This window comes from Pseudomonas sp. DL, from assembly GCF_047199225.1.
Taxonomy (GTDB): Bacteria; Pseudomonadota; Gammaproteobacteria; order Pseudomonadales; family Pseudomonadaceae; genus Pseudomonas; species Pseudomonas aeruginosa.
Map to the genome: position 1 here is coordinate 4867331 of NZ_CP178323.1, position 16955 is coordinate 4884285.

The 16955-nt window shown below is 61.7% G+C and carries 23 protein-coding genes; 15 read left to right on the forward strand and 8 right to left on the reverse strand.

The features are described 5' to 3' along the window. Positions 1-238 precede the first annotated feature (238 nt). From ACI766_RS22760 to ACI766_RS22780, 5 genes are all read right to left on the reverse strand, one after another. Positions 239-610 carry a hypothetical protein gene (locus ACI766_RS22760; protein ID WP_096216597.1) on the reverse strand — a complete coding sequence of 124 codons (372 nt, stop codon included), beginning with the start codon at positions 608-610 and terminating at the stop codon, positions 239-241. After that, the gene (locus ACI766_RS22765) at positions 607-2820 is read right to left on the reverse strand and encodes a VapE domain-containing protein (RefSeq protein WP_096222893.1); all 2214 of its coding nucleotides are present in this window, start codon (positions 2818-2820) and stop codon (positions 607-609) included. Before ACI766_RS22765 ends, ACI766_RS22760 begins: the two co-directional genes overlap by 4 nt. Beyond that, a complete protein-coding gene (locus tag ACI766_RS22770; RefSeq protein WP_023118639.1) occupies positions 2817-3026 on the reverse strand; it encodes a TraR/DksA C4-type zinc finger protein in 210 nt (69 codons plus the stop codon). The genes ACI766_RS22765 and ACI766_RS22770 overlap by 4 nt, the downstream gene beginning before the upstream one ends. Further along, positions 3019-3573, reverse strand: a complete 555-nt coding sequence (locus ACI766_RS22775) for a phage regulatory CII family protein (protein ID WP_014603906.1) — start codon at positions 3571-3573, stop codon at positions 3019-3021. Before ACI766_RS22775 ends, ACI766_RS22770 begins: the two co-directional genes overlap by 8 nt. 305 nt (positions 3574-3878) lie before the next feature. Next, positions 3879-4151: a transcriptional regulator gene (locus ACI766_RS22780; protein ID WP_196728173.1), complete on the reverse strand. Its 273-nt coding sequence runs from the start codon at positions 4149-4151 to the stop codon at positions 3879-3881. A gap of 345 nt (positions 4152-4496) precedes the next feature. Between ACI766_RS22780 and ACI766_RS22785 the strand changes: the two genes are divergently transcribed. The 14 genes from ACI766_RS22785 (at position 4497) to ACI766_RS22850 (ending at position 12843) form a co-directional block, all read left to right on the forward strand. Beyond that, positions 4497-4937: a helix-turn-helix transcriptional regulator gene (locus ACI766_RS22785; RefSeq protein ID WP_306768574.1), complete on the forward strand. Its 441-nt coding sequence runs from the start codon at positions 4497-4499 to the stop codon at positions 4935-4937. Between the two features lie 272 nt (positions 4938-5209). After that, positions 5210-5521 (forward strand): hypothetical protein, encoded by a 312-nt coding sequence (locus tag ACI766_RS22790; protein WP_033989120.1) that lies wholly within the window; start codon positions 5210-5212, stop codon positions 5519-5521. Positions 5522-5530: 9 nt separating this feature from the next. Continuing rightward, positions 5531-5824, forward strand: a complete 294-nt coding sequence (locus ACI766_RS22795; RefSeq protein ID WP_023115509.1) for a phage antirepressor KilAC domain-containing protein — start codon at positions 5531-5533, stop codon at positions 5822-5824. A 150-nt stretch (positions 5825-5974) separates the two neighbouring features. Next, complete coding sequence (locus tag ACI766_RS22800) at positions 5975-6205, forward strand: hypothetical protein (RefSeq protein ID WP_096216594.1); 231 nt, start codon at positions 5975-5977, stop codon at positions 6203-6205. Then, the gene (locus ACI766_RS22805; protein WP_096216593.1) at positions 6202-7002 is read left to right on the forward strand and encodes a hypothetical protein; all 801 of its coding nucleotides are present in this window, start codon (positions 6202-6204) and stop codon (positions 7000-7002) included. The genes ACI766_RS22800 and ACI766_RS22805 overlap by 4 nt, the downstream gene beginning before the upstream one ends. After that, positions 6999-7316: a pyocin activator PrtN family protein gene (locus ACI766_RS22810; RefSeq protein ID WP_031691635.1), complete on the forward strand. Its 318-nt coding sequence runs from the start codon at positions 6999-7001 to the stop codon at positions 7314-7316. Before ACI766_RS22805 ends, ACI766_RS22810 begins: the two co-directional genes overlap by 4 nt. A 50-nt stretch (positions 7317-7366) precedes the next feature. Next, positions 7367-7885 carry a hypothetical protein gene (locus ACI766_RS22815; RefSeq protein WP_096216592.1) on the forward strand — a complete coding sequence of 173 codons (519 nt, stop codon included), beginning with the start codon at positions 7367-7369 and terminating at the stop codon, positions 7883-7885. Then, the gene (locus ACI766_RS22820; RefSeq protein ID WP_096222894.1) at positions 7882-8121 is read left to right on the forward strand and encodes a hypothetical protein; all 240 of its coding nucleotides are present in this window, start codon (positions 7882-7884) and stop codon (positions 8119-8121) included. The genes ACI766_RS22815 and ACI766_RS22820 overlap by 4 nt, the downstream gene beginning before the upstream one ends. An 8-nt stretch (positions 8122-8129) precedes the next feature. Then, complete coding sequence (locus ACI766_RS22825; RefSeq protein ID WP_050010258.1) at positions 8130-8675, forward strand: hypothetical protein; 546 nt, start codon at positions 8130-8132, stop codon at positions 8673-8675. Continuing rightward, positions 8672-9154 carry a hypothetical protein gene (locus ACI766_RS22830; RefSeq protein ID WP_176490937.1) on the forward strand — a complete coding sequence of 161 codons (483 nt, stop codon included), beginning with the start codon at positions 8672-8674 and terminating at the stop codon, positions 9152-9154. Before ACI766_RS22825 ends, ACI766_RS22830 begins: the two co-directional genes overlap by 4 nt. Beyond that, on the forward strand, positions 9151-10986 hold the full coding sequence (locus tag ACI766_RS22835; RefSeq protein ID WP_031689697.1) for a DNA cytosine methyltransferase: 1836 nt from the start codon (positions 9151-9153) through the stop codon (positions 10984-10986). Before ACI766_RS22830 ends, ACI766_RS22835 begins: the two co-directional genes overlap by 4 nt. Beyond that, complete coding sequence (locus ACI766_RS22840; protein WP_176492341.1) at positions 10983-12017, forward strand: hypothetical protein; 1035 nt, start codon at positions 10983-10985, stop codon at positions 12015-12017. Before ACI766_RS22835 ends, ACI766_RS22840 begins: the two co-directional genes overlap by 4 nt. After that, a complete protein-coding gene (locus ACI766_RS22845) occupies positions 12017-12274 on the forward strand; it encodes a hypothetical protein (protein WP_031672534.1) in 258 nt (85 codons plus the stop codon). Before ACI766_RS22840 ends, ACI766_RS22845 begins: the two co-directional genes overlap by 1 nt. A gap of 362 nt (positions 12275-12636) precedes the next feature. Next, entirely contained in the window at positions 12637-12843 is a 207-nt protein-coding gene (locus ACI766_RS22850) for a helix-turn-helix transcriptional regulator (protein WP_071534345.1), read from the forward strand. Between the two features lie 5 nt (positions 12844-12848). Here the strand turns inward: ACI766_RS22850 and ACI766_RS22855 are convergent, their stop codons facing one another. Further along, positions 12849-14051, reverse strand: a complete 1203-nt coding sequence (locus ACI766_RS22855) for a tyrosine-type recombinase/integrase (RefSeq protein ID WP_033964186.1) — start codon at positions 14049-14051, stop codon at positions 12849-12851. Positions 14052-14368: 317 nt separating this feature from the next. Here ACI766_RS22855 and ACI766_RS22860 point away from each other — a divergent pair, with 317 nt between their 5' ends. After that, positions 14369-14593: a hypothetical protein gene (locus tag ACI766_RS22860; RefSeq protein WP_412828469.1), complete on the forward strand. Its 225-nt coding sequence runs from the start codon at positions 14369-14371 to the stop codon at positions 14591-14593. Here ACI766_RS22860 and ACI766_RS22865 read toward each other — a convergent pair. Together ACI766_RS22865 and ACI766_RS22870 are read right to left on the reverse strand one after the other, a co-directional pair. Then, positions 14577-15572, reverse strand: coding sequence for a tyrosine-type recombinase/integrase (locus tag ACI766_RS22865; protein ID WP_171959174.1), 996 nt, complete (start codon positions 15570-15572; stop codon positions 14577-14579). The two genes, ACI766_RS22860 and ACI766_RS22865, sit on opposite strands and share 17 nt — an antisense overlap. Continuing rightward, positions 15572-16864, reverse strand: a complete 1293-nt coding sequence (locus ACI766_RS22870; RefSeq protein WP_015503465.1) for a hypothetical protein — start codon at positions 16862-16864, stop codon at positions 15572-15574. The genes ACI766_RS22865 and ACI766_RS22870 overlap by 1 nt, the downstream gene beginning before the upstream one ends. Positions 16865-16955: the final 91 nt, after the last annotated feature.

Sequence of the window (16955 nt, forward strand, 5' to 3'; positions counted from 1 at the left end):
CCCATTGTTTTATATGGCGTTGTCTTACTGTCCCACTTGTCCTACTACTTTCTACGCATATAAGAGAAGAATAATAAGAGCACACGCTACGCGCGTGCGCGCGATGCGCGCCTATGTGCGGGCGGGTGTGTGAAAGGTGGGACAGTGGGACAGCCCCAGCGGCGACGGGGCTTTGCGCTGTCCCGCCTCGAAAAACGAAGCGGGACAGAGTAGGACGGTGGGACAGCGCCCGGCCAAGTCAGGCCGCCCGCCGCAGCAGGATTTCAGCAATGGCCGCATGGGCCAGGTGCAGGCGCTGGTAATACTGGGTTCTACCGCACCCGCACGCTTCCCATTTCATCGGGTCCGACATGTCGTAGTCCGTGTAATGCAACCGCACCACTCGCTCGATGGGCGGCGGAAGGTGCTTGTTCACGATCAGCTCAATGTCCGCCGTGCGATCCAGGGGACAGCGAGCCCCCGCTGTGGAGCGAGTCAGGCTTCCCCTGGTCGCAATCAGCATAGCAATCACATTGCTCCCGCCGCTAGCGTTGCCGGCAGAGCCTACGCCGTTCGGTGGGTGCAGCTCGGCGGCCCAGGTCCGTAGCATCTCGTCAATTGGCTTGATCAAAATGCGGCCTCCTTCTGCGTCGGCTGTCCCTTCCACGACGGTGGCCGCTCGTAGCCCCACGGTCGCACCGGCGATTTACCGGATGCGGGCAGGCGTCTACGCCGCCAGCCCAGACGATGCATGATGTGTCCAACTCGCATCTGCTCCGGCTTGCCCCAATGCCCGAAGTCGAGGTTGAGCGCGCCCCCCAGCAGATCGGCACTGGTAACGGTCTCGCCGACGTATCCCTCAAGCCAGCCGATCAGCTTGTGCTCCCAGGCGTCGACGGTGTAGCGCTTGTCCTGCTCCTCCTCGAACAGCGCGCGCTCCTCACGCGAGACCCACCACTGATCCCCGGCGCGGTAGCAGAACAGCGCTTCGGCCCATAGCTGGTCCCGGATCTCGCGCAGCAGGTCAAGATCCACCTTCGTGCAGAGGACCGGCCAGTATCGACGGTTGCCGGTGGTGTCTTTCAGATACTCGTCTTGGTTGGTCGTACCCACGAAAACACACTGTCGTGGCACATCGCGGGTCCTGCGGCCGTAGCTCTCGCGGAAGGTATCGACCGAGGCCGAAAAAAACTGCTTTGCCTTCGTGCTGTCGGCCTTGTTGAAGGCATCCAGCTCGCCCAGCTCGCTGATCCACTTGCCGCGCAACATCTGGAACGTCTCTTTGTCACCGAGCACGAACGGGGTATCCATGAACCACTCGCCGCCCAGAATCGACATGGCGGTCGACTTGCCTTCACCCTGCAACCCTTCGAGGATCAGCACCGTATCCATCTTGCAGCCTGGGCGCATAACACGCGCAACAGCGCCGATCAGCCAGCGCTTGCCGGCCTTCATCGAGTACGGGGTCTCCTCCACGCCCAGGGCCCTGTTCAGCCAATGCTCGATCCGCGGCGTACCGTCCCACTCCAGGCCCTCAAGGTACGCCCGCACCGGGTGAAAGCTGTTCTTGCTGGCCACCACCGACACCGCTTCCAGCACCGGCGGCACCTTCGTCAGCAAACCGTACTGCTGGGCCAGCCACTCGCACGCCAGCATGTCGTCCAGATCTGTCCACTCCCCCGTACCACCACCATAGGGCGGCGTCCGCAGCTTCATGGTCTTGGCGCTGAACTCGTCGTAGCCGAGCACTCCGTGCCAGCGCTCATCGTTCTGTAGGATCAGACTGATGTTCACCATGTGCGCCGCCAGGCCGCCGCCCTTGATCCGCAGAAGGCAGTCACGCCAGCCACCCTCAGCGGGTGGCCGGACTACCGCCATGACCTGGGCGCGAACCACCTCCAGCCCCTCGGCACAGTGCAGGTCGTTGAAGTCAGTCCAGCCCTCCTCGCGCTCGCTGCCGAAGCGAGGGAGCACGAACTGGCCGCCAAGGATCGTGGCGGCGTTCTCCGCAGCCTGAGCGCCCGGATTCCAAGGCGACCCGTCCTGGCGGATGGTCTTCCAGTCGTCATCGCCGCAGAAGATCAACGGCCGAGACGGATACTCGGTCTGCATCGCCTTGCCGACCGGCAACAGGTTGCCGGCATCGAAGGCAATAGCCACCGCACAGCCCGTCGCCATATGCAGGCTGACGCCGGTCGCGTACCCCTCGGCAATCAGCACCGGCTCGCCGGGTTCGGGGCGCGGACCGATCAGGCAGAACGCTCCTTCCTTCTGCATGCCATAGGGCCAATACGCCTTGTCCCGGCCGGTATCGGGCTGCTTCTCGGGGTAGATGATTTGCAGTCCCACCAGCCCCTTGAGGGTCCGCATGGGCACCATGAAACGCCCGCCGTAGCCGTAGCGACCGCCGATCCCGACGATCTGCTTGCGGTCGAGATACGGCGCCTTGCCCTTCTCCGATAGCCGTTCCCACAGCCGCGCTGCGCCCTGGGCGGCACGCTGCGCTGCATATGCGGCCTTCGCTGCCGCCTTGCGCTTGGCCTCTTCCTGCCGCGCGTGCATCAGCTCGCGCTCCTCGGCAGTCAGGCGAACACCCTTGAGCTTGAATTTCTCGTTAAGATCCTGCCGCCAGTTGCCGAAGCGCCCGAAATAGAGGGTCTTGCCGCTGGCAGTGGTGTATTCGTGCAGGACGTACCAGCCAGTTGCCTCCCCGTTCCGGTCGCCCTCGACCTTGCAGCGCACCAGCTTCCCGAACACCCAGCCCGGGCTCCGCTTGGTGAAGGGTTCAATTCCATGGTCTCGAAGCTGATTCAGCACTTCGTCCAAGGCTTCGTTACTCACCGGCGCCCCCTCCGCTCGTTGAAGGACTGGCATTCAATGCAGGTTTGGCACCCCGGCACAGCTTCGCGACGGCGCGGCGGGATCGGCTCGCCACAGCACTCGCACTCATGAGCCGATTCGCCAGCCACTACCAGCGCTCGGGCAGCCAACGCCGCCTCCATGCGCTCCAGCACCAGGTCATTGGCGTGATCCGCGATATCAGCCATTGGCCACCTCCCCGCGTTCGGCGCCCTTGGTGGTCTGGTGGACGTAGCGAGCCCGCTCGTAGAGGCCAACCGCCGCGCGGATGATGCTCATCGCCAGCTTTTGGGTTTCGGCCAGCTCGGCCGCATCGATGCGGCCGTCCTCGATATGGCGCGCGATGGTGGTTGCCGCATTGGCCGACGTGTGCAGGATCTCGCCGGCGCCGGCAATCAGGCTGGCCGGCACATCCTCGAACTGAAGCGGCGAAACGAAGAACCACAGGCTGTCGCCCAGCTCGGCATGCAGCGCATCGAGCACGACCGCCCGCCCCTCGGCCGACACGTACCGCAGGAAATCGAGCACGTCGTAGATGTTGAGGATGTGGCTGGGATGGTTCGGGTCGAACTTGTGGGCCGTGGTCGAGACATTGCGGCCGGTGGAGTGTGCGAAGCCGGTAATGCCGCCGTGGCACATCCGCTGATTGCGGGCAACGAGGTTGAGCGCTTCGCCCAGGGGAAGCACCTCGCGGCCCATGCGGTCGAACTGATCCGCGAACGAGGGTCGGGACATGGCAATTATTCCTTGATACTGCCAGTGCCACGGAGCCATCAACCGGGTTAGAGTAGGCGCCGTGGTCACATTGCATGGTGGTCACAAGGCAGATGGCCGCTCTGTGGTGGAAACGCCAACTGCCACGATGGCCGGGTGATCGGCATCCCTGATCACCCGACCGTTACAGCCAGCAGCTCTGTGGTGGAGAGGCTGGCAACCCCGAGGCATCCGTGCCTCGGGTCTGGGAAGCTCGGCCGGCTGTGGTGGTACTTAGCGTGCTGCTCCAGCCGGCCTGGCTCCCCACCCTCGGTGGTGGCGAGGGATTAAGCTGCTTTCCTAGAGTGCTTCGCTGGAAGCGGAAATAGATCCGGCAGGTCCGGCCGTAATTCGTGTGCGGCAACAGCACCTTTGCATGCTCGCACTACAGCAGGCACACGCTCAGCAGGCACCCCGCGCTTTTTCCACTGGGAAACAGCCATTGGGCTAAGCCCCATTGCTTGTGCGAGTGCCCGCCCACCTCCAGCAGCGTTAATTGCCTTTTCCAATGCAGATTGATCCATAAACGCACCGTTTTTTTCGCATTCATGGATACACATTACGTTTATTTAAACACAATGTCTACCCCTGTAAACTCTGAGTTTATGAGCACATCCGGCACCAGATTGCGCAGCCTCCTCGATGAGAGAGGAATCGCCTATAGCGAGTTCGCAGCAACGCTAGGCGTTGAGCCCCAACACATCAACAATTGGTTCAAACGCGGGATTCCAAAGGCCCGCGTTTTCGCTATTGCTGACGCACTAGCCGTCAATCCCCGCTGGCTGAGCGATGGAACAGATAGCGAACCCCCATCGGACTCTCTAGCCACAGGCGGTAGAAGCTCTCTGCTCTCGCCCCTCGAGCCCTGGGATGACAGAACGCCCCTAGATCCGGACGAGGTTGAAGTGCCGCTGTACAAGGAAGTTGAGCTATCCGCCGGCGCAGGCCGAACAGCGGTGCGCGAGATCAAGGGAAGAAAGCTGCGATTCTCCTACGCCACGCTCCGAAACGCCGGGGTCTCCCCTTCAGCGGCGTTCTGCGCCACGGTCAGCGGTAACAGCATGGAGCCATTGATAATGAATGGCGCCACCATCGGAGTGGACAGGAGCGCAACCCGCATTCTGGACGGCGAAATCTATGCCCTTGAACACGACGGAATGCTACGAGTGAAATACCTATATCGCCTGCCAGCGGGCGGTATGCGCCTGCGGAGCTTCAACACAACAGAACATCCAGACGAAGAATACTCAGCCGAACAGATCGAGACCCAACAGATCCGAATCCTGGGCTGGGTGTTTTGGTGGTCGACGCTCCGAAAAAAGAAAGGCCTTGCCTTCGACCAATAAACAAAATAAACAAAACGTATTGACCAGCCATTAAACAATGCGTTTAATTACCTCGACTCTCCACCACAGAGACGAGGTAACACCATGCAACGTTCCGCCACGGTACACGTCCACCCGGCCTGTACCTCCTCCCCCCAGCAGATCCAACGCCTCCAGGCCGACACTGGCTGCCTTGTCGTCATCTTCAACGGCAAAGCCCAGCTTGTAGCCAGCCGTACCCCGGGCCGCCGTCATTCGGTAACCGCCACCTCCCCGTTTGGAGGTGACGCGGCATGACCTACGCACTCCGTCAACCGTCCTTTGTGCGGCTCAAGGCTCAACTCAGCCTAAACGGCCGCTTCAACCACGCCCTCTACGACGCGGAAACCCGTCAAGCAGTCCACGCCACTCTTGACATTGAGCGCGGCGCTGAACAGGTCCACGTCGTCGTTCGAATGGGCTCCACGCTGAATAGCCTGGGCCTCCCGGTCGACGCCCCTTCCAACCCCAACACCGTGGCCGACTACCTCGAATCCATCGCGAATGGCCGCCTGGACACGGCGGACGACACCCCGGCTCGCCGCCGTTTCGACCAGGCTGCGTAGGGGGCCGCGATGAAAGACTTGTCCCTGCACCAGGCCGCGCAGCGCCTCGGCCTAAGCCGTCCCGAGCTGATCAAGCGAATGAAGGCGGCCGGCCTGCTCGACAGCAGCAACCTTCCAGCCGTACCGGTCCGCGATCGCCTCTACCTGCGCGCAAAGGAAACGTCCTGGCACCACCCCGAACTCGGCATGCAGTACAGCCACTCGACGAAAGTGCGCCCGGCCGGAGTGGCATGGCTGGCCGACAAGCTCGGCATCCCCCGAGTCTGCCCGCCGGCGGTCCCGGACCGCCGCGAGGTTGGCTGACGAGCCCCGGCCCCGCGAATACGCCCGCCAGATCGTCGCCCTTCGAACCAAAGAGGAACGCAGAGCGGCCCTGGAGCGGGTGCCGGAACACCTACGGGAACTTGTACGAACCCACGTAGAGATCGCCTGGAACCATCCGAAGGGAAACAAATGAACAACGCACGCCGACGCCAACTGCAACAGATCACCGCTCAACTCGAAGAGATCCGCGAGCAGATCGAAACCCTGGTTAGCGAGGAGGAGGAGGCCCTGAACGCTATGCCCGAAAGCCTGCAAGTCAGCAACCGCGGGGCGCGAATAGAAGAGATCGTCGACCAGCTCAACGAAGCAGCCAGCGGCATAGAAGATGCGGTAGCCGTGCTCAACGAGGCCGCCGCATGAGCAGCCAGGCCGACATCATCAAGCCCGACTCGCGCATCGTGGTCCAGTTCAGTTGCGGCGCCGCCTCGGCGGTCGCCGGGAAGCTGGCTCTGGCGCAGTACGGCGACACCCACGACGTCCAGTTCCTCAATGCCTATCTGGCCAACGAGCATCAGGACAACCGACGCTTCCTTGCTGACTGCGAGGTCTGGACCGGCCGAAAGATCACGGTGCTGCGCGACGAAAAGTACGGCGCCGACGTACTCAACGTCTTCCGCCGCGAGCGCTACATGAAGGGCCGTACTGGCGCGAGCTGTACCAAGCTGCTGAAGCGTCGCCTGCTGGACACCTGGAAGCGTCCCGGCGACGTGATGGTGCTCGGCTTCACTGCGGAAGAAGAGCACCGCCTGGACGACTTCCGGGAGCGGAACCCCGACCGCCCGGTGATCGCGCCGCTGATTGAGCGCGGCCTGGGCAAGGAGGACTGCAAAGCCATCATCGCCCGCACCGGTATTGAACTGCCAGCCATGTACCGCTTGGGCTACGAGAACGCGAACTGCATCGGCTGCGTGAAAGGTGGCGAAGGCTACTTCCGGGCGATCCGGGAGGACTTCCCCGAGCAGTTCGAGGCCCTGTGCAAGGTACAGGACGAGCTTGGCCCGGGTTCGTATCTCTTCCGCAACCGCCAAACCGGGGAACGCTTCTCGCTCCGCGACCTTCCTCCTGGGCCGATCCTCCGCAACGAATCCATCCCCTCCTGCTCCTTCTTCTGCGAAATGGCAGAGGCCGACATGATCCACAAGGAGCCCGCCGCATGAGCACTCCTCACGACAACCAACCCGAGCTTCGCCTGACTCCGGCCCCACGCCCGGAGACGGTAGAACTCCTCTACCGCACCTTCGGCGACGTGCTGATACCGCTGGAGCAACTGCGCACCAGGTACTTCAGGAACCTCAACGAAGACAGCTTCAGCCTGGCCATCAAGGCCAAGCGGATAGCCCTCCCGTTGACCACCCTGGACCCCAGCCGCAAGGCGCCTTTGTTCGTTGACGTACGCCACCTTGCGGCCCTGATCGACTCCCGAGCCTGGCAGGCCGACGAGGCATATGCCCGACTCGGCAGTAACGAGTAACCACACCGGCCGCCACCACCGGCCACCCACCACCAATGGAGAAAACCACCATGCATACCCAACACATCATTCTCGCGGCTACCACTCTCGCCGCGCTGCTGATCCTGATCGCCACCGCCTATCTTGCTGGGCGCAAGGACAGGAAGAACGCACTACAGCAGGCGGTCGGCGAAGCACTTTACCTCTGCCGCGCCTCGCACAGCCAGGAACTGACGGCGCTGCATGCCGACCTGGCCAAGCTGCGCACCAATGCCCAGCGCCACGAAGAGCAACAAGCGGAACTGAAGCGCCTGGAGATGGAGCTGGAGACACGCATCGCGACCAATCATCGGCAGGCTGAGACCGTAACGCTCCTCCGCGAACAGAACTTGGCCGCCGAAGAACTGGACGCCATCCGCACCGCCAGTCGCCTCCTCAGCGGCCACGCTCGACAGTTCCAAAAGACCGGCACCACCAAGCGCAACGCAGACGCCGAGGCCCAGCAGCAGCTCGCCGCGATCCTCCAGCGGCTCGCCCTCACGGATCTGGCCAGCCAGAGCGCAGACGCCGAAGCGCAGGAGGCCGCATGAACTACTCCAGCCTCTCCACTTCCGACCTGCTGAAGCACCGCAGCCACCACGTCGACAGCCTGACCCGCCTGCGCCGCGCCCAGCCACAGTGGGACGAGGACGCTGCTCGACGCGCGGAAATCACGATGACCGATATCAGCGACCAGATCCGGGAGATCGACGAGATCCTGCGCCCCAGCGGCTGGGAATCGGTCGACCTCGACTACTCCGGCGACACCGCGTCGATGTGCATGTGAGGCCGACCATGAACCGGATACTCGACATTCTGATTCCCCGCTTCATCACCGAGCGGGTGGCGCTGATCGAAGCAAATGACGGCCATTTGGAGATTGCATGCGCCCTCTCTGACGTCCGGCCTGGCGAGCGCTTCGACGCCATTGCAACAATGCGCGGCGTCAACCTGCTGGGCCGCATCATCTTCCCACGCATGATCGGCGCCCCCCGACCGTGGCCGGAGTACATCGAACCGCTGGACCTCCCGCCCTGCCCGTTCTGCGAAGGAACCCCGGCGGTCGCGGTACAAAGCCCCTTCACACCTAACGACCCTGTATGTCGACAGGCCGATTACGGGTGTGATGGGCGCGATGTGGACGCCTATGTCTTCTGCGAATCCTGCGGCGCCCAAGGACCGCAGTACGAGAACGTCATTTTCGAAGAGGCTGATTTTCTGAGCGCGAAGATAGAGGCCGCACGCCTCTGGATTGAGCGCACGGCCAAGCATCGCCACCTCTACGATGCCAACGCCAAGAACGGACTCACGACCTACCCGCGTCCGGAGAACCGCCCATGACTCGCCCCTATTCGGCTAGCCGCGTAGCGGCACAAGACCAGGGCGTCGCCCTGGCACACGCCACCTACAGTACCCAAGCCCCGGCCGCGCAAAAGCGCGGCGGCGGCATGGCACGTCGCATCCAACTGATCGCCATCGCCCAGGGCCGCCAACCGATGCCCGAGGGTGGCGCTATAAAAAGCCACTGCTGCGCAGCAGCAGGCATATTCCAACCCAACCTTCAGCACTCGCCGAAGGCACGCATACCCCAAGAAAGGCTGCGCCGGGGCGCGAAGCACATAGCCACGCTTCGCTTAATGACTCGCTCGCCCGCGCAGCTTGTCGAGGGGGGAAAGCGCCCACCGAAGCCCACCGATAACGCACTGATCCGCACGCTGTGCGCACAGATCCGCGAGCAGAACCAAGAGATTGCCGCGCTGCGCATCGCGAACACCGACCTCCTCCAGCGCCTGGAGAAAGCCGAAGGGGGACGGGCATGAGCAGCTTTCAGCAGCACCTCCACCAGGCAGCCCAACAGCGCGCCCTCCCGTTCCAGAAAGAGCTTTATGTCGACCTCTTCGCCGGTGCCGGCGGCGCAAGCAGCGGGGGTGCTCGCGTCTATCGAGATCCAGACATTGCAATCAACCACAACCCCATTGCCATTGCCGTTCACCGAGCCAATCACCCGAACACCCTCCACTTCAGGACAGACGTTTTCGAAGTAGATCCGCTAGAGGCTACCGGCGGGCAACCCGTGGGCATTCTGTGGGCCTCGCCCGACTGCCGCCACTTCAGCAAGGCCAAGGGAGGCGCGCCTCGCAGTAAGCGGGTCCGCTCCCTCGCCTGGGTCGTGGTCCGCTGGGTACACGCTACGCGCCCACGTATGTTCTTCCTCGAAAATGTGGAGGAGTTCCAAGACTGGGGGCCTCTCGACGAGTCCGGCAAGCCGATCAAGAGCGAGGCCGGCCGCACGTTCAGGGCATTCATCGCTTGCCTGACCACCGGCTTGGCCGAGGACCACCCGGACATGCCCGAGATAATCGACGCAATCGGGCTTTGGGTTCCCAGGCAAGCACTGGTGCGTGGCCTGGGCTGTGATGTTCAGTGGCGTGAACGCCGAGCAGCCAACGCAGGCGCCCCGACAATCCGCAAGCGCCTATTCATGATCGGCCGCACCGACGGACGCCCGATCGTCTGGACCTCCCCGAAACGTCACCAGGCTCCGCAGCCGGGCCAGCTACCTTGGCGCTCTGCCGCTGAGTGCATCGACTGGAGCGACCTGGGCACCAGCCTGTTTGACCGCGCGCGACCACTGGTGGACAACACCTGCCGCAGGGTGGCCAAGGGGTTCTGGAGGCACACCGTCATGGCCGACCAGCCCTACCTTGTCCCGATGGATGCTCAACACCTGGCGGCGGCCAGTCTCACGGAGTTCGCCAACGCGAGCAACCAACGCACCTTCAGCGTGGCCGAGCCCCTGCGGACGCAAGTTGCCCAGGTCAAGGGCGGACACTTCGCACTGTCAGCCGCAACGCTGGTAGAGATCGGCTACGGCGAGCGAGCCGGACAAGCTCCCCGCGCCCCCGGTTTGGCCAAGCCTCTAGGCACCGTCGTGGCGAGCGGTCGAAAGCACGCCCTGGTCACCGCAGCGATGGTGACGCTGCGTAAGGGATCTGTGGGCAATGGGCTCCTTCAGCCGATGAACGCCATTACCACCGGAAGCGGGCACCATGCCATCGCTGCATGCCACTTCGAGCAAGCCAACGGAGGGTTCTATACCGGTGACGGACGGGCTGCCGATGCGCCGCTCAGTACGATCCTGGGACGCGGCACGAACCAACGCCTGGCTACTGCGTACCTGGTGAAATACTACGGCACCGGGCACAACTGCCAGGACTTACGCGAGCCCATGCATACGCTTCCCACCAGAGAGCGCATGGCACTGGTTACGGTGACCAAGGTTCCTGCCAGCATCCTGCCGCCCGAGCTGCTGGAGCGCGCAAAGCGGTGCGCGGAGTTCCTACGCAAGTATCTGCCGGAGCACTTCAGCGAGCCCGCCGACGTGGTGCTACTGGGGGACTATGCCCTGGTGGACTTCACCCTGCGCATGCTCAAGGCACCGGAGCTGAAGATGGCGCAGGGCTTCAGCCCCGATTACATCATCGATCGCGGCTTGTTCGAGACCGCCGATGGCCAACTCGAATGGCGCCCCATCAACAACACCGAACAGATCCGCCTCATCGGCAACAGCGTTTGCCCGGATGAAGCGGAAGACCTCATCGCCGCCAACGCCGCGGACCTGATCGACCTTTACCAACGGGAGGCAGCATGAGCCAGAAGACCCAACAAGACAGCATGCCCATCGCCGAGGCGGTCGACCTTCCAGAGATCAGCGTGGAGCACTCCACCGAGTTTCTGACCGGTTCCGCACCGTGCGCCGGCGTATCCCGGCCACTGCCCGCCGCCTGGCTCGGGCAGCGCGGCATCTATCGCTCCAGATTCGAAGCCGTCTGCAACGGAGAGCAGTTGGTGGATCCGCTGACGCTGGGGGAGTTGATCCAGCGCGCCTGGCCTTCCCCTTCGACGGAACTCGCCGAGCGCGGTACGCAGCACCGTTTCAGCACCACCAAACAGACCTGCCGGCACGACTTCTATGGCGTCTGGTGGAACGATAGCGGCGTGACAAAAACCGGCCGAGAGTGCCGGCACTGCGGGTTCTTCGTGGCGGACATGACCGAGGGGGCGGCAGAGCATGCAGAGGTGGAGCGGCCGGAGGGAACTGCCGATCTTCTGGCAATCGTGAGAGAGGCTGTCGCGGGTGCCTACAACGAGTGGAAGATGATCAGTGAGGCGGTAACCGAAATCATGGAGGCGCATGAGCGCATCGTCGGGGCGCTGCGGGCGGAGAACGCGAAGCTGAGTGAGGACCTGAACCGCCTGTCTATCATTCGCGCCAGGCTGAATCTGAGACTCGACTTCGCCCTGGACAAGATCTCGAAGCTTGAAAGCCGCTGGCCGCACGGTGAGTCTCCGGAAGAACGGTTCGAGCACTACATATCGAACACCATTGACAGAGCACCGGAGCCACTGCGCCGCCTCGGCAATTGGTTGAGCCACGTTCTAGACGAAGACCAGTGGACAACCGCTGAGCGGATGCTCACGAGTGCTTGTGTCGCAGCGGAAGAACGAGCCGCGGCACAAACTCAGCACAGCGTGCCGGAGGGCTGGAAGCTGGTTCCGGTAGAGCCGACCGAAGACGTACTCGAAGCGATACACAACGGCGGTTATGTCGGCGATGACCAAGAACTGCGTTGGTTTTACCAATCCATACTCGCCGCCGCGCCGGCACCGGGAGGTGAGTGATGCCCGTCTTCGAAGTGGTGAGCGGAGGTGACCGCCGCAGCCTGATGAAGCGCTTCGAGCGCAAGAGCAAGCAGCAGGCTATCAGCGAACTGGTGGACTTCCATCTGCTGAACTGCGCCCGGATCGAGAAACTGGAGCGCGCCCTACAGACGGTTGTCAACGCTGCCGACCATGGATCGTGGCCGACTACCGTTATGCACGGCATCGAGGTGGCGCGCGCTATGCTCGCCGCCGCGCCCGGCAAGGAGGGAGTATGATGGGCTACATAAACCCACTACTGCAACTTCCTGCCGGGCAGGCTCTGCTTCAGCTTCCTGCGGAAGATAAGGCCAGGATTGAGGCGGTAATGCGAGAGCTACGTGTCCAGGCGAACACCGAGGCGGAGAACGCTTGGCGCCGCCGGAAGGGGCCGATGGCCGCATACTGGCGAGCGGTTTCCACGTACGCCCGGCACATCGCCCACGCCCTTTCCAACAGCAATAAGACGGAGGGGGGCGACAATGCGTAGAGCACTGACTGCCCTCGGTATCATCGCCGCCATCGCCTTATTGGTCGTGGTCGCAGGGAAGGCACTCCCTCTGGCAGCCGTTTTACTCTCCTGGGAAGTGGGGTGCATGTGATGGCTGTCGAGATCGAGCGGTACCTTCGCGAAGCCCAGGTACTGGAGTTCACCACACTTTCGCATGCCACGCTGTGGAGAGAAGTTAAAGCAGGTCGCTTCCCGAAGCCGGTTCGACTCTCTCCCGGCCGCGTGGGATGGAAGGCATCTGAAATTGCACGCTGGATGAGCGACCCGGAAGGGTACAAGCAACTTGAGGCGGCTTAGCCGCCTCAAGGCTTTACCTTGGCGACCTTCATCAGCCAGGTCGCCCACACTCTTAACCCCTCACGCTTTTCCTTGAAGTAGTCATAACGGTCATAGTGCTTAGACGACACATCGTTGAAGGCATGCCCCTGTATACGATCGCGCGTTTCCTTACTGATCCCAGCGACACCCATTAAAGTCTTGCACGTCCTGCGTATATCTCTCAGCGTAAACGGCCCGTCGAACTTATCAGGATGGCGTCGGTAGAGCTTTGTGACTGCCCGAGAGAGTGATTGCACGTTGATCGACTCGTTTTCATAACGCCCCATGAACGGATATGCCGCCTCACCACTGATCGGCTCCAGCCGAGCGAGACAGGCTTTGCTCAGTACATTGAAAGGCACTAGGTGAATCTGCCGCTCCCCTTCGACTCCTTTCAAGCTCCGGATGGCAAAGTGATCCTTCTGAAACATTCGACGATCCGACCCCAGCAACTGCTCAGGTCGCTGCCCTCCGGACGCAATCAGGAACTTGATCAACTCAGCCGTGACTAGGCTGAGCTGCTCCGGAAGCAGGTTCCAGAGTGTCGCAAGTTCCTTGGCGGAGAGGGCACGCTGCCCTGCGCGCTCCCAGTCCTCCTGCACAGGAATGCTTGCTACAGGGTTGTATTTGAGTCCGAACTTAACCGAGGTGCTACCGTAGCTGCGCGGATTGAATTCCTGGCCCAGCCCATGCTGATAGGCCGCGTGCAGACTGGAGCGGACCCGGTTGCAGTAGGTCGTCACTCCATCGCCGATCATCTTGGCCAGGATATCGCGTATGTCCCCTGGCTCTATCTCACTGGCCGCCCGCTTCGCCAGATGCGGCCATGGCCCGGTGACATACTTCTTCATCGCCCACCGAACATTGCCGGCTGACGCTGCGCCCTCGGCGTCCAGCTTACCCAAGTAGGACTCGATCAGCTCGGCCAACGATCCATCACCCTCAGAACTCGGGGTCTGCTGCCGGACCTTCTCGCGCGCCTCAGCCAAGCTAAGTGCGGGCCAGGTCCCGAGTTTTCGCTGCCTCTTTTTCCCCTGAACGTGCCACTGGTAGTAAAACTCCTTCGTGCCGTTCTCCCGCACCTTTAGGAGCAGCACACCTTCTCCGCGAGCACCGCGGCCATCCGACTTGACGTAGTCGCGCCCTGGCTCTGGCTTGAGCGAGCGGACTTGTTTATCTGTGAGCATTGGTGACAGTATCCAGTGACAGTTAGCTCGAACTAAGGCGCCCCATATTGATATAAGGCGATACACCCGAACGAGCCAAAACCCTTGTACGGCGGGCATTGTAGCCCTATTGGATACCGCCAGGTAAATACTGATATTTCAGCCGATACAGATTCCCAAGCTCATGACGAGGGTTCGATTCCCTTCGCCCGCTCCAGATCACCCTGCCAAGCCCCTGAAATGCCTAGCGTTTCGGGGGCTTTGCTTTTTAGGGATCGGAAACGTGTCGAAAAAGTGTCGATAATGCATCCGTAGCCATCGCGGAAAGGAGTCCCCACATGCATTACCTTTGCGGCAAACAGATAAAGATCGGCGATACAGTCTTAATTGAATCCGGCCAAACAACTGGAACCGTTGAGGCAATAATCGTCACAGCCGAAGACATGAACCAATGGCAAGTCAACGAGCCAGGAATTCTCGTTAAAGCAGACCCGTTTGGCCTTGTATTCTGGCCACAGAGCGATCCCGACCCTGTGCTATTGCAGCCTACCCAACACGGATAACGTTAAGCGGATTCAATTTCACAGCTTCGGATAGATGCTCTTCCGATAGATGCGCATAGCGCATCGTCATCGATAACGAGGCGTGCCCCAGGATGTGCTGTAGGGTCACGATGTGCCCACCGTTCATGATGAAGTGACTGGCGAACGTATGGCGCAGTACGTGGCTGGCCTGCCCCTTCGGCAGCTTGATCGAGGTCGACAGCAGCACTAGGCGGAACACGCCAAGGCAGTTCGTGAAGGGCCCGTGGGTCTGCCAATGCCGGCGAATGTCGGCGGCCAATTCTTCCGAGATCGGCACCGAGCGCACACGCTTGGACTTGGTGTTGGCGAAGATCACCGTATTACCTTTCAGACGTTCCGGCGTCAGCGCCTGAGCCTCACCCCATCGTGCCCCTGTCGCGAGGCAGATACGAGCGACCATCTTCGGATGTGGCGACGTGGTGCGCGCATCCAGGGCCGTAAGCAGTTCGGACACCTGTTGCTTGGTCAGGTACGACAGCGGTCTTTCCTGAAGCTTGAGCGGCCGCATGCGCCCTACAGGATTCTCATAGTCAATGACGCCGAGTTGGCGCAATTCGTTGTACATGGACTTGAGGTAGCCAAGACGGTTATTCGCGGTCTTGCCCGACATGCCATTGGCTATCTGCCGGCTACGCAACCGAGCCACTTTCGCAGGCTCCAGGGAGACAGCGACCGGGTCGCCCAGGTCCTTTGCCACCAACCGCAGAATCGCCACGCAACGATGCCCGTTGCTCAGGGTCTGGCCATGCAGTTCATACCAGAGTTCGACCAACTCGGAGAGACGCCGACGGTCCTTCGGCTTGAGCGTCCAGCTGGGGTTCTCCGCACACTTCTGACGCGCAGTGGCCTCGAATTGCTGCGCCTCCATCTTGGTCTTGAACCGCTTGCGAAAGCGCTTGCCCTTGATCGGTTCTACATCGACGAACCAACGGCCATCGGGGAGCTTGGTGATCGACATTAGACGGCATACCCCCGCCGCAGATACCGATCACACATCAGCTTGTGTATATGCCTTTCCAGATCGCGACGAGTCCAACCCTTGGCGAGATAGTGGTCTTCGATAACGTGCCAGAACTCCAATTTGCGGGCGGACTCAATAGCCTTTTTTGCCGGGACACGCTCCCGCGCGATCAGGCTCACGAACTGGCCAAGGAACATCTCGCAGTTACGCCCGCTGAAGCCCTTGGCGGTCTTGTAATAGCGCCGGTACTCGGTACGCTCGATCAGCGGATCGCACTCGACCTGTACACGGGCGTCCTGGCTGATCAGGCTCCAGAACGGATCGTAGACCGCCGTCCGGCTCAGCAGCTTGAAGCTTTCGCAGGCGTAGTTCCACAGCCCTTGCAGGTGCGGGCAGAGGCCCTCGTAGGTGCGGCAGCCAATGACCTCCCCCGAGGCCATACGCGAGCCTTCGGAGAATTGCTGGACGATGGAGTGGTGGAAACGGAATTCGAGCCGCCACACCGTTTCCAGGGGGTTATAGGCCGGGTCGCCATCGCCGAACGGATCCCCGTTCAGGGTCGCCCACACGCTTTCCCAATAGTCGAGCTTGTCGGTGGCCCGAGCCTGGAGGGTCTTGTTATAGATCGACAGTTGCAGGCCGTTGGCCGAGCCGAACATGAAGGTCTCGCCACGCCCGTAGACCGAGGCGTTGCCGTCGAACTCGATACGCTCGATCCCGCTGATTTGCCGTACCCGGCGCGAGCGGCAATGCATGCGGTCCACCAGATCGCGAGGCGGTTTCCAGCCCTGCACGTCCAAGGCGATATGCACAGCGGCTTGGTTGGTTTCGCAGTGACTCAGCACGGCAGCGGCCAAATCATCCAGCACGCCCTGGAGGATGCGCGGATCGGCGCCATCGAGGGCGTGAGGCGATACCTCGATCTTGAGGTGCGAGCCAATGGTGTCGACCTTGATGTTGTGGTTCTTGATCAGCAGGATCAGACCCATTTCAGCGTTCTGCAGGCGGTACTGATAGCCGGAGTCGCGACCGATGCGGCCCTTGGACCACTCGTAGCCGGCGAACTCGACCACATCCACCGAGAGGTCAAACAGCGCCATGACTTCCGGCCGGAGTTTGCCGTTGTACAACTGCCGCACCGTATCCACGCCGCACCGCAGAATGCGCACGCCTGACAGGTCGGTGAATTGAGCTGTGGTGTCGTCGAAGAACAACCGCCCTTTCGGGCTTTCCAAGACCTGACCGTCCGACTCGATACTGACGCGAATTTGATGGCTGATTTTCTTCATCTTCAACGATCCAAATTAGTACGAATTGAAACCGCAATAGGTGGCTTATCCGACGTGTTACAGGGGCGTCAGCCGGCCCCGCCGTGGCGCT

Bases quoted from the DNA above. Each gene is read 5' to 3' on its own strand.
- ACI766_RS22850 (WP_071534345.1), top strand. From the start codon at position 12,637: ATGGCTGTCGAGATCGAGCGGTACCTTCGCGAAGCCCAGGTACTGGAG.
- ACI766_RS22870 (WP_015503465.1), bottom strand. From the start codon at position 16,864: ATGAAGAAAATCAGCCATCAAATTCGCGTCAGTATCGAGTCGGACGGT.
- ACI766_RS22815 (WP_096216592.1), top strand. From the start codon at position 7,367: ATGCATACCCAACACATCATTCTCGCGGCTACCACTCTCGCCGCGCTG.
- ACI766_RS22775 (WP_014603906.1), bottom strand. From the start codon at position 3,573: ATGTCCCGACCCTCGTTCGCGGATCAGTTCGACCGCATGGGCCGCGAG.
- ACI766_RS22770 (WP_023118639.1), bottom strand. From the start codon at position 3,026: ATGGCTGATATCGCGGATCACGCCAATGACCTGGTGCTGGAGCGCATG.
- ACI766_RS22860 (WP_412828469.1), top strand. From the start codon at position 14,369: ATGCATTACCTTTGCGGCAAACAGATAAAGATCGGCGATACAGTCTTA.
- ACI766_RS22805 (WP_096216593.1), top strand. From the start codon at position 6,202: ATGAGCAGCCAGGCCGACATCATCAAGCCCGACTCGCGCATCGTGGTC.
- ACI766_RS22855 (WP_033964186.1), bottom strand. From the start codon at position 14,051: ATGCTCACAGATAAACAAGTCCGCTCGCTCAAGCCAGAGCCAGGGCGC.
- ACI766_RS22845 (WP_031672534.1), top strand. From the start codon at position 12,017: ATGCCCGTCTTCGAAGTGGTGAGCGGAGGTGACCGCCGCAGCCTGATG.
- ACI766_RS22800 (WP_096216594.1), top strand. From the start codon at position 5,975: ATGAACAACGCACGCCGACGCCAACTGCAACAGATCACCGCTCAACTC.
- ACI766_RS22795 (WP_023115509.1), top strand. From the start codon at position 5,531: ATGAAAGACTTGTCCCTGCACCAGGCCGCGCAGCGCCTCGGCCTAAGC.
- ACI766_RS22830 (WP_176490937.1), top strand. From the start codon at position 8,672: ATGACTCGCCCCTATTCGGCTAGCCGCGTAGCGGCACAAGACCAGGGC.
- ACI766_RS22790 (WP_033989120.1), top strand. From the start codon at position 5,210: ATGACCTACGCACTCCGTCAACCGTCCTTTGTGCGGCTCAAGGCTCAA.
- ACI766_RS22840 (WP_176492341.1), top strand. From the start codon at position 10,983: ATGAGCCAGAAGACCCAACAAGACAGCATGCCCATCGCCGAGGCGGTC.
- ACI766_RS22865 (WP_171959174.1), bottom strand. From the start codon at position 15,572: ATGTCGATCACCAAGCTCCCCGATGGCCGTTGGTTCGTCGATGTAGAA.
- ACI766_RS22825 (WP_050010258.1), top strand. From the start codon at position 8,130: ATGAACCGGATACTCGACATTCTGATTCCCCGCTTCATCACCGAGCGG.
- ACI766_RS22810 (WP_031691635.1), top strand. From the start codon at position 6,999: ATGAGCACTCCTCACGACAACCAACCCGAGCTTCGCCTGACTCCGGCC.
- ACI766_RS22820 (WP_096222894.1), top strand. From the start codon at position 7,882: ATGAACTACTCCAGCCTCTCCACTTCCGACCTGCTGAAGCACCGCAGC.
- ACI766_RS22835 (WP_031689697.1), top strand. From the start codon at position 9,151: ATGAGCAGCTTTCAGCAGCACCTCCACCAGGCAGCCCAACAGCGCGCC.
- ACI766_RS22780 (WP_196728173.1), bottom strand. From the start codon at position 4,151: ATGTGTATCCATGAATGCGAAAAAAACGGTGCGTTTATGGATCAATCT.